General features: G+C 60.0%; 12 protein-coding genes. 3 read left to right on the forward strand and 9 right to left on the reverse strand.

Annotated elements, in window-relative coordinates; all coding sequences use genetic code 11:
• Window positions 1-54: 54 nt before the first annotated feature.
• Window positions 55-642 (reverse strand): three-helix bundle dimerization domain-containing protein, encoded by a 588-nt coding sequence (locus HMPREF1257_RS09385; RefSeq protein WP_023024315.1) that lies wholly within the window; start codon window positions 640-642, stop codon window positions 55-57.
• A 166-nt stretch (window positions 643-808) separates the two neighbouring features.
• Between HMPREF1257_RS09385 and HMPREF1257_RS09390 the strand changes: the two genes are divergently transcribed.
• Together HMPREF1257_RS09390 and HMPREF1257_RS09395 are read left to right on the forward strand one after the other, a co-directional pair.
• Entirely contained in the window at window positions 809-2,656 is a 1,848-nt protein-coding gene (locus HMPREF1257_RS09390) for a chorismate-binding protein (RefSeq protein WP_023024317.1), read from the forward strand.
• Window positions 2,653-3,405, forward strand: a complete 753-nt coding sequence (locus HMPREF1257_RS09395) for an aminotransferase class IV (protein ID WP_023024319.1) — start codon at window positions 2,653-2,655, stop codon at window positions 3,403-3,405. Before HMPREF1257_RS09390 ends, HMPREF1257_RS09395 begins: the two co-directional genes overlap by 4 nt.
• A 128-nt stretch (window positions 3,406-3,533) precedes the next feature.
• Here HMPREF1257_RS09395 and HMPREF1257_RS09400 read toward each other — a convergent pair whose 3' ends face one another.
• The 3 genes from HMPREF1257_RS09400 to glf all read right to left on the reverse strand — a co-directional run bounded on the left by HMPREF1257_RS09400 (window position 3,534) and on the right by glf (window position 5,961).
• A complete protein-coding gene (locus tag HMPREF1257_RS09400; protein ID WP_023024321.1) occupies window positions 3,534-4,463 on the reverse strand; it encodes an alpha/beta hydrolase in 930 nt (309 codons plus the stop codon).
• A gap of 23 nt (window positions 4,464-4,486) precedes the next feature.
• Window positions 4,487-4,702 (reverse strand): hypothetical protein, encoded by a 216-nt coding sequence (locus HMPREF1257_RS09405; RefSeq protein ID WP_023024323.1) that lies wholly within the window; start codon window positions 4,700-4,702, stop codon window positions 4,487-4,489.
• 62 nt (window positions 4,703-4,764) lie between these two features.
• On the reverse strand, window positions 4,765-5,961 hold the full coding sequence (gene glf, locus HMPREF1257_RS09410; RefSeq protein WP_034659538.1) for a UDP-galactopyranose mutase: 1,197 nt from the start codon (window positions 5,959-5,961) through the stop codon (window positions 4,765-4,767).
• Between the two features lie 157 nt (window positions 5,962-6,118).
• Between glf and HMPREF1257_RS09415 the strand changes: the two genes are divergently transcribed.
• Window positions 6,119-8,020 (forward strand): N-acetylmuramoyl-L-alanine amidase, encoded by a 1,902-nt coding sequence (locus tag HMPREF1257_RS09415; protein ID WP_023024327.1) that lies wholly within the window; start codon window positions 6,119-6,121, stop codon window positions 8,018-8,020.
• A gap of 19 nt (window positions 8,021-8,039) precedes the next feature.
• Here the strand turns inward: HMPREF1257_RS09415 and HMPREF1257_RS09420 are convergent, their stop codons facing one another.
• The 5 genes from HMPREF1257_RS09420 to HMPREF1257_RS09440 all read right to left on the reverse strand — a co-directional run bounded on the left by HMPREF1257_RS09420 (window position 8,040) and on the right by HMPREF1257_RS09440 (window position 14,876).
• On the reverse strand, window positions 8,040-8,870 hold the full coding sequence (locus HMPREF1257_RS09420) for a Cof-type HAD-IIB family hydrolase (RefSeq protein WP_023024330.1): 831 nt from the start codon (window positions 8,868-8,870) through the stop codon (window positions 8,040-8,042).
• Window positions 8,871-8,892: 22 nt separating this feature from the next.
• Window positions 8,893-10,440, reverse strand: coding sequence for a glycerol kinase GlpK (gene glpK, locus HMPREF1257_RS09425; RefSeq protein ID WP_023024332.1), 1,548 nt, complete (start codon window positions 10,438-10,440; stop codon window positions 8,893-8,895).
• A 29-nt stretch (window positions 10,441-10,469) separates the two neighbouring features.
• The gene (locus tag HMPREF1257_RS09430) at window positions 10,470-11,207 is read right to left on the reverse strand and encodes an MIP/aquaporin family protein (RefSeq protein WP_023024334.1); all 738 of its coding nucleotides are present in this window, start codon (window positions 11,205-11,207) and stop codon (window positions 10,470-10,472) included.
• A 12-nt stretch (window positions 11,208-11,219) separates the two neighbouring features.
• Complete coding sequence (locus tag HMPREF1257_RS09435) at window positions 11,220-12,944, reverse strand: glycerol-3-phosphate dehydrogenase/oxidase (protein ID WP_034659536.1); 1,725 nt, start codon at window positions 12,942-12,944, stop codon at window positions 11,220-11,222.
• A 300-nt stretch (window positions 12,945-13,244) separates the two neighbouring features.
• Window positions 13,245-14,876 (reverse strand): 1-acyl-sn-glycerol-3-phosphate acyltransferase, encoded by a 1,632-nt coding sequence (locus HMPREF1257_RS09440; protein ID WP_023024339.1) that lies wholly within the window; start codon window positions 14,874-14,876, stop codon window positions 13,245-13,247.
• Window positions 14,877-14,883 lie beyond the last annotated feature (7 nt).

The raw sequence follows: 14,883 nt of genomic DNA on the forward strand, positions 1-14,883 counted from the left end.
ATAAAAGAAGGGCCGAGGAATTCCTCCTCGGCCCAGGGCTTATGGTGCCTCCCCTTATGCATTCACGCGCTCGGTTACCGGGTCGATGCCCAGCTTGTTCAGCATGTAGTAGACGCGGGCTTCTAGGTCATCGGCAAGCTCGCGGGCCTGCTCAACGGTCTCAGCCGGGGCGATGTCCCAGATTTTGATGTCCTTGCCGGCCTCATCGCGCTCGATCTCGCGTCCCAGGTAAACGATGTAGTCCGGCATGGCCACGGTGCGCACCTCTTCGAGGTACTTCTTAGGAGCTTGGCCCATGCCGCGCTCGCTCATGACGTGGGCCAGGTGGTCATTGCCGTCATTTTCCGGGTGCGCGGCGGCGGTATCGACGTAAAGCGCCTCCCCCGCGTGCTTCTTAGTGAGGTCCGCTGCGGCCTTGGCCAGGGCGTGGTTATTGCCCGCGGCGAAGCGAACGTGGATGCGGTGGGCGCCGAAGAACTCGCGCACCTCGCGCTCTACCAGCACGGGGATGAATTCCACGAGCTCGGCGTTGGCGGTGTGCTTGGCGATGACCTCGTCCAACTTCGTATCGATTTCAGCACGGGTATATCCGTGACCGTACTTGGTGTGCAGGTCATGACGGAGGGTTTCAAACTGGTTCATTGTTATCCCCTTTCCTGAATTCTTCCCCCGTTTGCTTGTTGTTAACTTAAAGTTAACTTTACAACGTAGTGTGACATACGTCAATTAGTTGGTCATCACCCAATAGTTAGACCTCCCGTGGAGCAAGTTACGCGTGGGGCGCACTGGGCTATAGACTCTGCCTTTGATGATCCTGCTCATTGATAATTACGACTCGTACACGTTTAACCTTGCGCACCTCATCGCTGAGGTCTCCGGAACCGAGCCCCTCGTCGTTCCCGCGGGCGAGGCCGCCGACATCCCAGATCGCGTGCGCGCCGGCGAATTCAGCCACGTGGTTATCTCCCCTGGCCCCGGAACCCCGGAGGAAAACAACGACTTCGGCATGTCCCGGCGCGTTATCGAGGCGGCCGCCGCAGCGCGAATCCCCCTGCTCGGCGTCTGCCTTGGCCACCAGGGGCTGGCGATGCTCGCCGGCGCCCGCATACGCCGCGCGCCCGAACCGCGCCACGGCTTCGTGTCCACCATTAGCCACTCCGGCGAGGGGATTTTCGCCTCCATCCCGCAGAACTTTCAGGCGGTGCGCTACCACTCGCTGCACATTGAGCCTGCCCCGGGCATCACCGTGCACGCCCGCAGCGAAGATGGCACCGTCCAAGCCCTCAAGGTCGATGGCCTGCCGCATTGGGGCGTGCAATTCCACCCCGAATCGGTACTCACCCGGCACGGCGCGACCCTGCTGCGCAACTTCCTCGGCGGTTTTCGCCTCCTCCACCGCGAGGTCCCCGGCGCGATTGACTGCCCACGGGTCTTCGCGGCGCTGCAGGCAGACGGCACCGACGCCTTCTTCCTCGACTCCGCCGACGCGCGCGGGCGCTATAGCATTCTTGGCGATGCCACCGGTCCGCTTAGCCAATCCTTTCGCTACCGGCTTGGCGAAGCCCCCGATATCCTCACCGCCCTCGAGCGCGAGCTATCCACGCAGGTCTTTGACGCGCCGGATTTGCCGTTTACCGGCGGGGTGGTAGGTTTCCTCGGCTACGAATGCGCGCAGCTTACCCTGCCCATCCAGCTGCGCCACCGCTCGCCGTATCCCGATGCCTACTTCATCCGGCCGCAGTCCTTCCTTATCTACGACCACCACCGGCAAATGGCGCACCTATGCTGCCTGGATGGCGACGGCGCGCAGGGCCTTCTCGACCGGTTGGAGGCAGCCCTGGAGGGCGGGCAGGTGGGAAACGAGGGGGCATCGGCAAGCGCGGGCGCCTGGCGCGCCACCGACTACCTTGACCGAATCCAGCGCGCCCAAGAGCTCTTGCACGCTGGGGAAAGCTACGAGGTATGCCTGACCGATACCTATACCGCGCAGGCCACCGGCGATATTTATGCTGCGCTGCGCCGGCACAACCCGGCACCGTACGCGGCGCATCTGGTCTTCGACGGCGTGGAAATCTGCAGCGCCTCGCCCGAGCGTTTCCTTAGCGTGCGCGATAACCGCGTCGAGGCCAAGCCCATCAAGGGCACCATTCCAGCCCACCAGGACCCCGCGCTGCTTCGCGATGACCCCAAAACCCGCGCCGAGAACCTCATGATCGTGGACCTTTTGCGCAACGATTTATCCCGCGTGTGCGAGCCCGGCACCGTGCGCGTTCCGGGGTTGATGAACGTGGAAAGCTATGCCACCGTGCACCAGCTCGTCTCCACGATCACCGGCCAATTGCGCCCCGGCGCCACCGCGCTCGACGCCATCCGCGCCGCCTTCCCGCCCGGTTCTATGACCGGCGCGCCGAAGCTGCGCACCTGCGAGATTATCGATGCCCTCGAGGCAGGACCCCGCGGCGTCTATTCCGGCATCGTGGGCTACCTCGGGTATTCCGGCGAGGCTGATTTCAGCGTGGTCATCCGCACCGCGGTGCGCGCGGGTTCCGAGGTCACCGTCGGCGCCGGCGGGGCCATCGTCCTCGATTCCGATCCCGCAGCCGAGCTGGCCGAAAGAAACCTCAAGGCCCAATCGGTCCTCGGGGCGTGGTCATGAGCTCCTATATCTGGCGCGACGGCGCCTTCATCCCCTGCACCCCACCGGCTATCCCCTGCGCCGTGGCCGATTCTTGGCGGCATTCGCAAGGCCGCACGCACGGTCTCCACCTGCACTTGGAGCGCTTCGAATCCGCCGCCGGGACCTTGCCCGCAGGCTTCGTTCCCGCCATGCTGGAGCTGCTTTCAGGCGGCGAGCTCTTTCCCCGCATTGCCCTCATAGCCGACGAGCTATACCTCGATATCCGGCCCGCACCGGCTCCGCGCGCCCACACGCGCCTTACCTACGTTAAGGCCCCCGATCCCCGCGTGCAGCCTCTCATTAAAGGCCCGGACTTGCCCGCCCTGGCCGCCTACCGCAGCCGGTATCAGGAAAGCGGCACCGATGACACCGCGATTGTCGATGCCCACGGCGCCATCGCAGAAACCACCACCGGCGCGCTCATCGCCTGGGACGGCGACACGCTCCTGCTTCCCACCGACGTGCGCCTGCCCAGCGTGACCCTGCGCCAGGTCCTGCACCGCTGCAAAGAATTGGGGATTTCCACCGCGCAGCGCCCGTTGACCCCAGCACTCGCTGCGGAATGTCCCCTGTGGTTTATCAACTCGCTGCACGGCATTAGCCCCGTCAGCTCCATACACACACCACACGACACCATCACTCCACCGCCGCACCCGGAGGCCGCAATCTGGCAAAACTGGTGGTGGCAGGGTTTTAACCCCGAAACCATGGGTGAACACTACACATAACACTCAACACAACACTCAACATGTGCAGTGTTGTGTTGAGTGTTGAGTGTTGAGTGTTGTGTTGGTGTTGTGTTGAGTGTTGGGTGTTCACGCCGCGCTTTCCTTTAGCTCCGGCAGATCGCGGCCTTTTAGCTTTGGCCTCGCAACGCACGTTTCAATTCGCTGCCAATAATGGTGCGCGCGATCAATGCATCCGAAATAATCCCGCCCATCTGGACGAACGGATGGACCTGGCCCTTAAATTCGATAGAGCTTACTACATTTCCCGCATTGAGCATCCGCTCAACGTAGTCACTTACTTCAGAGACCAACGGATCGAGTTCACCGGTGATCACAGTCGCTGGGGGCAGCCCCGCCAGATCGCCATTCCTGCCGGGAGACATACGTATATCCGTGCGGTCTGCAGCGCCAGCATAAGAATCGTAAAAATAGTTAAGGCGCCGCCGGGTGAGGTAGTAGCCGTCGCTAAAATCCGAATGGGATTGCGTGTCAAAGGTGGATAAATCCATGACGGGATAGATCAACACTTGATGAGCCAGCTGATCGCGGAGTTCTTGTGCGATGACCGCTGCGATATTGCCGCCCGCACTGTCTCCGCCCACGGCAACGCGCGCTGGATCGACACCAACTCTCAATTCTCCTTGTAGCACCCCGTCTACTACCGCCCGGCAATCATCTAATGGTGCTGGGAAGGGGTGTTCCGGTGCACGGCGATAGTGCACGCTGATACAGATGATTCCCGATTCTGCGGCAATATCACGCACGGTTGTATCCGTGGTTTCTAAATCCCCCAGCACCCAGCCGCCGCCGTGGAAGAAGATGAAGGCGGGCTCTGCTGGTGGGGCATCAGAAAGCGTGAGCCCCTCCGGTACATAAACCCGCACCGTGACACCGCGCACCGAAGTCTCATATACGGAAGCCATCGGGGTTTTCTTGCCCCAAGCCGCTGCCGTCTTCAGCTGGGCGGCACGGTTTTCTTCTGGGGTACGCGTGTCCAGCTGTGGGGAGTTCCTGTTCAGGTCGAGGAATTTTTGGGCTTCGGGCTGAATAAACACCATAAAGATACTTTCCAGTACTGCACCTAATGAGCGATGCGAGCACTCATAATAGCTGGGTTGAATAGCGGAAAGGCCCGCCGGGTGTTCCGGCAGGCCTTCTTTGCTTGCTGCTTTTTCTTATCGGGAATGCGCGTTGCGCGGCTGCGCAGTTTCAAATGCTCCTGGAGCCGCTCCGGGGACATCTTCCACATGCTGCGGTCCGCGTGCCCGGGCTTGGTGTATTTCTTGCGTTGAGCCATGCCGTCACCTCCTAACCTGTGAGGTGACTAAGCATAGCGTGCCCAGGGCAGATTAGCAGCTCTTAGTGCCCGCGCTCTTGCTCGATGGCCTTGCCCTCGTTCCAGAAGGGCACGAGCTTGTTATCGAATAGGGACAGCGCGGCGCCAATGGCCATGTGCATATCCAAGTACTGATAGGTGCCCAAGCGGCCGCCGAATAACACCTTGTTCTGCTTGGCTTCTTGGGCGGCTAGTTTGCGGTACGCCTCCAGCTTGGAACGGTCTTCCGGGGTATTGATGGGGTAATACGGCTCATCGCCCTTATCGGCAAAGCGCGAGTACTCTTTCATGATGACCGTCTTATCGGAGGGGTAACGGTCCTTGCGCTCTGGGTGGAAGTGGCGGAACTCGTGGATGCGGGTGAAGTCCACGTCGGAATCGTTGTAGTTCATCACCGGGGTGCCCTGGAAGTCGCCAGTATCGAGGACCTCGAGGTCGAAGTCCAAGGTGCGCCAGCCGAGCTCGCCTTCGGCGAAGTCGAAGTAGCGGTCCAACGGGCCGGTGTAGATAACGGGAGCATCCGGGGAATCGGCGCGCAGATCCTCGCGAACATCGAACCAATCGGTATCCAGGCGGACCTCGATGTTTTCATGATCCGCCATATTTTCTAGCCATGCCGCATAACCATCGACGGGCAGGCCTTCATAGGTGTCGTTGAAGTAGCGGTTATTGAAGGTGTAGCGCACCGGCAGGCGGGTGATATTGCTGGCCGGCAGTTCCTTGGGGTCGGTCTGCCACTGCTTGGCGGTGTAGTCGCGGATGAATGCCTCATAGAGCGGGCGGCCGATAAGCGCGATGGCCTTTTCCTCCAAGTTCTTGGCCTCATCCGCAGAGAATTCGCCGGCTTGGTCCTTGATCAATTCGCGGGCCTCATCGGGCGAGTAGTAACGGCCGAAGAATTGGTTGATTAGCCCCAGCCCCATGGGGAATTGGTAGGCGGTGCCATCGTGCATGGCAAAGACGCGGTGCTGGTAGTCGGTGAAATCGGTGAACTGGTTGCAGTACTCCCACACGCGCTTATTAGAGGTGTGGAAGAGGTGCGCGCCGTATTTGTGTACTTCAATTCCGGTGGTGGGTTCCGCCTCGGAGTAGGCATTGCCGCCCAGGTGCTCGCGGCGCTCAACAATGAGCACCTTCTTTCCCAGCTGGCTAGCGGCCCTTTCCGCAACGGTCAGGCCAAAGAATCCGGAACCAACAACGATGAGGTCATAAGAAGTCATGGCTTCCACTTTATTGCACTCCAGAGGGGAACACGGGTCATCGGCGTGTCGCAACAAGATTCACAGTTGTCACACTCGTAGCATCACTATCAACTGTTAACTTTTGGCTACCGTTTTTACAGCTACATCGGCACTTACTCAACCCAGGGAGAATAGAGTGAAGCAACGACGTCGACTAGTCCCCACGAGGTCAACGTGGACCACACCCGTCATCGCGACGGTTTCCTCCATTGCCCTCGTCATGGCGGCCGCATTCGGCGGCCAGCAGGTCCTTAAAACCCAGGACTCCGGTTCTGGCGGACCCATCGAGGTGAAAAACGCCTCAGAAAGCTTTAGTAACGCCGACTCCGTCGTCGTTGATGATCCCGCCGTAGCAGCGCAAGGCGATGGCGAGGGCCCACGTGCCGTCAAGCACTTCCACCGCGACGAGGCGTTCAACATGTTCGCCGTGACCTGGGAGGGCAAGCGCGACGTGCACTCCTTCGTCCGCTCCAAGCAGGAGGACGGCTCCTGGAGCGAGTGGTTCGATATGGATGCCATGAACTACGGTGATGGCAAGAACGGTACCGAGCTTATTTACGTGGGCGATACCAACGATGTGCAGGTATCCATGGCCAATGTAGACCTAGTAACCGGTTCCAACCTGGATGACGATGCTGAGTTGCCCGATAAAGCAGCCGGCGCTGCGGATGCCAACCGCGCCGCCTCACAGCCTTCTAACGTCGGCGATATCGCCCCTGTAGCTGATAAAAACAACACCGACCGCACCACCGTGTCGGACCTGGATGCCGTCTTTATGGACGGCAATGCCCAAGAAGGCCAAGCCATCGAACCTACTGCTGCCACCGATGGCATGCCCAAGGTAGTGTCCCGCTCTGGGTGGGGCGCCGATGAATCCAAGCGCTGCCAACAGCCCACCTACGATGACGGCATCAAGGCGATGACGCTGCACCACACCGCGGGCTCCAATAACTACACCCCGGCACAGGCTGCCGCACAGGTTCGCGCTGCCTACGAGTACCACGCCCAGAATCTGGGCTGGTGCGATATTGGATACAACGTGCTCGTGGATAAGTTCGGTACCATCTACGAGGGCCGCTACGGCGGGCTGGACAAGGCCGTCCAGGGCGCACACGTTGGTGGCTTCAACTCCCATAACTGGGGTATTTCCATGATTGGCAACTACGAAATTGAGGAGCCATCACAGAAGATGCTGAACTCGGTGGCAGAAATTGCCGGGTGGAAGGCAGCAATTTCCGGCATCGATCCCACGGGCACCGCTACCCTGACCTCTGGCGGCTTTGGCGGCTCCCGCTTTCCAGCCGGTGCGCAGGCAACCGTGCCTGCCTTCAGCGGTCACAATGATTTCCACTACACCCAGTGCCCGGGTCGCTACACCGTGCAGCACTGGGACGAGATCCGCAAGAACACCAAAAAGAAGTACGACGCTGTTAAGGCTGGCGGTAACTCCGCAGCAATGAACTGGGATAAGAAGTCGCCATCGAGTGGCGGCGATCATTCCACCTCGGGAGATACCACCTCTTCCATCGCTGGTGTCGATGTCCCAGTATCGACCATCCAGGCCTTGGCTGGCATCGCCGCCACCGTGTTCGGCGTCTTGGTTGCCAATGACCGCGTAGCGCAGCCGGATGCCGATAAGAAGGTTGCGGGTGAGCTTACCGTCGGCGAGATTCCGAAGATCGTCAACAAGGTTGTGCAGCTTTCTAATAACGAAGGCCTCAAGGAATCCTGGACCTCCGTCCTGAACGCCTTTGGCCCAGTCTTGGGTCTCGCCGTTGGCGGACCGGACACCACCGATTCCGGCAAGATTATGTACCAGCTCTTCAAAAACGGTGTGGTCCTCTCCTCTGAGGACTCTGGTGCAAAGGCCTTGACCGGAGAGATTGCCAAGAAGTGGGCGGAAGGCGATAACGCTTCCAAGCTAGGGCTGCCCACCACAAACGAGATGAAAGACGGCAAGGAGATCCGCGTCCAGTTCCAGGGCGGCGAGATTGTCTACAACATGGATACCGAAAAGGTAGACATTTACACCGACTAGCCTCCCCGTGGAGCGGGAGTTAGAACCAGCGCTCCAAAACCTTCGCCACGCCCGCCTGGTGGTTGGCCACGGTGACCGCATCAGCGGCCGCCTTCACCGCCGGGAGGGCGTTTTCCATTGCCACCCCGCAACCGGCCCAGGTGAGCATCTCAATATCGTTGGGCATATCCCCAAAAGCAATGGTCTCTTCCTGCGCTATCCCATGCTGCTTAGCCAACCACTCCACGCCGCGGCGCTTGGTGACATTGGGGGCCGCGACCTCTAATACACCCTCCTGCATGGAATAGGTAATATGCGCCAGCTCCGGATCAATATGTGGAGCAATCAAGTCGTAGAGTTCCGGCGCAGAATAATCCGTATTGCGGATAAGCAGCTTGACCACTGGCTGCGCCACCAGTTCGCCCACGCTCACCACGCCAAAGCCCTCAAAGAGGGCATTTTCGGAGTAGTGAGGGTCGACCACGAAGAGCTGATCGGGGGCATCGGCAAGCGAACCGCCCGCCCGCTCTGCGCCAAAGCCAACCGCGCCGAGGACGCGCTGCGCTACCGTCACCACCTCTTCTAGCGCGTCTGGATAAAGCTCCCGCGCGGATAGCACGCGGTCTTCCGCGGAATCATAGAGCACCGCCCCATTTGAGGTCACGCATACCGGGCGCACCGTGAGCTGCTCCAGCACCGGCTCTATCCAGCGAAAGGGCCTGCCGGTGGACAAAGCAAAATAAGCACCCTGCTGCACCGCCCGCGCCACTGCGTCGCGGTTGCGACGCGGGACGCGATGATTGCGGTCCAGCAGGGTGCCGTCAATATCACTCGCGATGAGCCGAGGGGCCCGGGTAGGGAAAGTATCCATACCCGCGAGTTTACTTCAGGACTTAGAAGTCCAACTCATCCTCATCGGAGTCTTCCCAGTTCAAGGAACGCTTGATAGCGCGCTTCCATTCACCGTAGAGGTAATCTACCTCTTCTTGCTCCATCTTGGGCTTGAATACGGTGAGGTCACCGCGCTGGGTATCCAGGATGCTGAGGTCTTCCCAGAAGCCATTGTCCAAACCGGCAGCAACAGCGGCGCCGGTTGCGGTGGTCTCAATGTTCTTCGGGCGGTGTACCTCAACGCCCAAGATGTCAGCCTGGAATTGCATGAGCAGCTCGTTGGTGGTCATGCCACCATCCACGCGCAGCTCGGTGATTTCCACACCGGAGTCCGCCACCATGGCATCTGCCACATCGCGGGTCTGGTAAGCGGTTGCCTCGAGGACGGCGCGGGCCAGGTGTCCACGGTTGGCAAAGCGGGTCAGGCCCACGATGACGCCGCGGGCATCGGGACGCCAGTGCGGGGCGAAGAGGCCGGAGAACGCCGGAACAATGTAAACGCCACCATTGTCCTTGGTCTCCCGAGCCAGGTTCTCAATGGCAGAGGAATTAGGAATGAGCTGCAGGTTATCGCGCAGCCACTGCACCAAGGAGCCACCCATGGATACGGAGCCTTCCAGTGCGTATACGGGGCGCTCGCCCTCGCGCTGGAAGCAGACGGTGGTCAGCAGACCGTTATCGGAGAACTTCGGGGTGGTACCGGTGTTCAGCAGCAGGAAGAGGCCAGTGCCGTAGGTGTTCTTCGCGGAACCAGCACGGAAGCAGCCTTGACCGAACATAGCGGACTGTTGGTCCCCCAGGATGGCGCGAATAGGTACGCCGGCGAGGGAACCGCGCTCCCGAACGGTACGGAAATCACCCAGGGACGGGCGAATCTCCGGCAGCATGGACATCGGGATGCCCATTTCCTTGCACAGTTCTTCGTCCCACTCCAGCTTTTCGATGTCCATGAGGAGCGTACGCGAAGCGTTCGTCACGTCCGTTGCGTGCAGCGCTTCCATATCGCCGTCTCCCTCGGCACCGCCGGTCAGGTTCCACAGCAGCCAGGAGTCAATGGTGCCGAAGAGCAATTCGCCCTTTTCAGCGCGCTCGCGGACGCCATCGACATTGTCGAGGATCCACTTAACCTTCGGGCCGGCGGGGTAGGAATTGATCAGCAGGCCGGTGCGGCGGCGCCACTTATCCGGGCCCTCTTCACCAGCCAGTTCCTTACAGATAGCGGAGGTGCGGGTGTCCTGCCAGACGATGGCGTTGTAAACGGGCTCGCCAGTGTCCTTATCCCACACAACGGTGGTTTCGCGCTGGTTGGTGATACCGACGGAGTCGATATCTTCTACTGTTATATCGCCATTGGCCAAAGCCTCCCCCACAGCACGGCGGGTGTTGCTCCAGATCTCCTGCGGGTCGTGTTCTACCCAACCCTTTTCTGGGAAGATCTGCTCGTGCTCGAGCTGGCCCACGGATACCTGATCGCCATCGTGGTCGAAGATGATGCAGCGGGTTGAGGTGGTTCCCTGGTCAATAGCTGCGACGTATTTCTTATCACTCATGTGTCTAATTTCTCCTGTTTAGGGTTGGATTAAAGCGCAATGGACAGTAGACCAACGGCGACGGCTGAAAGCAGCGGGCCAACAATCGGCACCCAAGCATAGCCCCAATTAGCGCTGCCCTTGTCCTTAATGGGCAGGACGAAGGCGTACATCAAGCGTGGACCCAAGTCACGGACCGGGTTGATGGCGTATCCCGTAGGCGTACCCAGGGACAGACCGACGGCGACAACAACGAACGCCACACCGAAGTAGCTCAGTGGTCCCAGCTCGCCGCCGGCAGGGCCGAAGGCGATGAACATCAACAATACGGAGGTGGCGATGAACTCGGTTACCGTATTCCAGCCATTGTGTGGGTGAGCGGGGGCAGTGAGGAAGATCCCCGCTGTTTCAGAATTGGCACCGGTGACATTGCCCTCTTCGTCGTAGTTATTCGCATCGAAGAGCTGCTTGAATGCGGCCCATGCCAGGAAAGCACCGAGCATAGCACCCAGGATTTGGCCCAGCACGTAGAACGGAACCAAGTTCCATTCGAGCGAACCATTGAGCGCGAGCATAAGCGTTACCGCAGGGTTCAAGTGACCGCCGGTTGGGTCAGCGACGCTGGCGCCGACGAAGACGCCCATGCCCCAACCCAAGGCGATGACAATCCAGTCGGAGCCACGGGCACCCGAAGTGCGGAGGTTTACCAGCGCACACACGCCGTTACCAAGAAGCATCAGCAACGTGGTGCCGATAAACTCCCACAAAAATGCGTCAGATCCAGCCATTAGCGCCTCCCCTTATCCTTGAGTCTCGGTCGGACGAGCGGAGCCAGCGCGGACCAGAATGTCGTTAGCTTCGCGGTCGGTTACAGCTGCCTCGGCAGCCAGCTCGGCCTCGGTGTGCTTGGTGAAGGTATCCACCTCGAGCTGCTTGTCATCCTCGCTCCAATCCAGCAGCGGAGCAACGAAGTCCGCAACAGCAGGAGCTGCGTTGACGCCACGGTCACCGAACTCGATGGCAACGCGGAGGCGACGGGTCAAGATATCGTCCAAGTGCAGCGCACCCTCGTGGGTGACGGCGTAGCGCACCTCAGCCCAGAGGTAGGACTCTGCGCCAGGAACGGGCTCGAGCAAGGACTCATCATCCTGCGCAGGTGCCAGAACCTCGCCCAAAAGTGATCCGTAGCGGCCAAGCAGGTGCTCGATGAAGTCCTCGCTCAGGTTGTAGCGGCGGGCCAGGGTAGGAATCTGGTTGGCCAGCGCGTGGTAGCCGGCAGCACCCAGGATCGGGGTGTGCTCGGTAATGGACTCCGGCACCTTGCCGCCGAGTTCTTCCACGGCCAGGTCAACTGCATCCTTACCGATGACGCGGTAGGTGGTGTACTTACCGCCGGCAACGGACACCATGCCTGGGGCTACGCGAGCCACGGCGTGGTTGCGGGACAGGTTGGTGGTGGAGTCAGACTTACCGGACAGCAGCGGGCGCAGACCGGAGTAGACACCGACGATGTCATCGCGGGTAATCTGGCGGCGCACGCGCTGGTTGACCTGATCCAGGATGTAGTCAATATCCGCCTTGGTGGGGGCGGGATCCGGAAGGGACAGTCCCTTTTCCCAATCGGTATCGGTGGTACCGATGATCCAGTAATCGCCCCATGGAATGACGAAGAGGACGGACTTTTCGGTCACGAAGCACAGTGCTGCTTCTGCATCCAGGGCATCCTTAGGCACAACGATGTGCACACCCTTGGAAGCGTGAACGGTGAACTTGCCTTCCACGCCGGCCAGCTCCTGGATCTTGTCGTTCCAGACACCGGTGGCGTTGATGAAGACCTTACCGCGTACGGTGGCCTCGCGGCCGGTGGCGGTATCGCGGACCTTGGCGCCAACTACGCGGCCGCCGCGATCCTTGTCAAAGCCGATGACCTCGGTATTGGTGCGCACATCGGCGCCGTACTCAGCGGCGCTGCGCAGCACGGTCATGGTGTGGCGAGCATCGTCCACCAAGGTGTCATAGTAACGCACGCCGCCGACGATGGCGTCTTCCTTCAGGCCCGGGGTGACCTTGAGGGCGCCCTTGCGGGTGAGGTGCTTTTGCATCGGCACGCTCTTTGCACCACCCATGAGGTCATACAGGGTAAAGCCGCCGAACATCATGACGCGCTCCCATACGTGGTGGGTGAGCGGGAAGATGAACTTCAGCGGCTTGACTAGGTGGGGAGCCAACGTGGACATGTTGAGCTCGCGCTCCTTCAGGGACTCTGCCACGAGGCGGAAGTCAAACATTGCAAGGTAGCGCAGGCCACCATGGAACATCTTGGAAGAGCGGGAAGAGGTACCTGCGGCGAAGTCGCGGGACTCCAGCACTGCAGTCTTCAAACCGCGGGTTGCTGCATCTAGTGCCGCGCCGGCACCTACGGAGCCACCACCGATGATGACGACGTCATAGTCTTCATCCGCGTAGCCATTCCACACATTTTCAAAATATTCGGGGTTAAAGGATTGGTTGCTTTGCTGGGTCATTAGAGACCGCATCTCCTTCCTTGGTGCTCATGTGTGCTTGCTCCGACAAACAATGAATGAGATGGCGTAAGCACAGCTAAAAGCAGGTTTTGGATGATTCATGATGGCGACTATTGCACTCTGAAAAATAGAGCCAATATCTCCTATCTCCTATGCTAGAGGTCACCGGTTAAACATTCACTAGAGGTTTCTCACACGTAACTTCCGGCCCCGTAAGCAGTCAATTTCCGCCCTTTGCTTAGACACCCAAAAGGAAAACCACCCCCCTGCGGGGGTGGTAACGCCAACGTTTGCGCCCGGCTAATCTTTTTGTAGCCGGGCCATCGCTTCCAAAACCTCGGACATACCTGCGCGCTCGGCGGAATACGTCACAGCCTGCGCCTCCTTGACCACCTCGATGGGTGCGGTCTCTAGAGCAACGACCGGGATGTGATTCAAGAATTCTTCATCCCCTGGCTCATTACCAAAGACCAATGTCTCGCTCGGCTTGGCGTCCAAATCATCTAGGATGCAGTCCACGCCGGCGGCGGCCGTGGCCGAGGTAACCTTCATCGCTTCCTTGTCCACGAGCAGCTTTTCGGCCTGCTCATCAAGCTCGATATGCCACACCGCCTGCGGGACATCGAGATCCGCATCGCACGACACCACGATAAGTACCTCCGCCGCGGGGTAGATGCCTTCTAGCGCCGCCTTCAACCGCGGGGTCAGGGCATCGTCCTCCCAGTTCAGTGCGCTTTGGTGCGCCACCACTACGCGCGGGATATCAGAAAACTGGGCCTTGAGCCGGTGCGGCAGGCGGGAAACGATCAGCCGCGATTGGGTCGCTGCGGCGAGCAGTCCTTGCTCTACCACGGATCCTTCCCAGATCTCCTTGCTGCTTGCGGCAATAGAGGCCTGGGCCTGCGCTACGTCGGACTTCAATTGCGCCATGACATCGGCGACCTTATCCTTGCCTTCATCCAAGCCACGGGTCGCCTCCTCCACCACGGCATTGAGATTGGTTTTGACCCAATCCAAGGTATCGGCCGCGATGTGCTTCTTTTCCTGGGGCTCGTCGCCAACGTGTTCTTCCTGGCCTTCCTTACCTTTGGCAGAGGCCATGTGGTTGCGCACGAGTTCAACGGTGGAAACGGAAACGCGCTCTTTGAGCCCTACCAGGTCATCTCGCAAACGACGCACCCGGTGCCGCTCCGTTTCCACCTCCGCGTCGCGCGCTTCGGCTTCTTCCAGCGTCGGGGCGGAACCGCCCTTGCGCGCGGGAACCCAATATTCGCCGGCGGGCATCGGGCCGAACTCCGCCTCATAATCCTCCCAAAGCCCTTCTAAGCCCTCCTGCATGCGGCGGCGGATTTCTGCGGTATCGGCTTCTGGATCCCCGGTGGGGTAATACGGCTCGAGCGCGGTAATAAAGACCGGAGTCTTGGTGCGTCCCAAGTTCTTCTTGTGGCCCTTCGTCCACAGGCGCTGCGAACCGAACATCACCTGCGGGACAACCGGCACGCCGGCTTCAAAAGCGATGCGGGATGCGCCGGTTTTCATGCTGCGGATTTCAAAGCTGCGGGAAATCGTGCCTTCAGAAAAGACGCCGACGAGCTCGCCGGCTTCGGCAAGCTCCACCGCCTTGCGCAAGGACTCTTTGCCATCGATGCGATCTACCGGCACGTGCCCCATGGCGCGCAGCAGGGCACCCACGCCCGGGGCACTAAAGATGCTGGCCTTGGCCAGAAAGCGCACCAAACGCTTTTTGCGATAGGCAATGAACGCACCGAAGAGAAAATCCATATACCCGGTGTGATTGCACACGAGGACGGCACCGCCGTCATCAGGAATATTTTCTTCCCCCGACAGGCGCATCTGTAGGCCTTGGGCCAAGGTGAGGCCGCGCCCAATGTGGGTGATTTGGCGGTACAAGAAATTCGTCGCAGCGTTCATGGTGCTC

Source organism: Corynebacterium sp. KPL1814, from assembly GCF_000478175.1.
In the GTDB taxonomy this organism is placed as follows: Bacteria; Actinomycetota; Actinomycetes; order Mycobacteriales; family Mycobacteriaceae; genus Corynebacterium.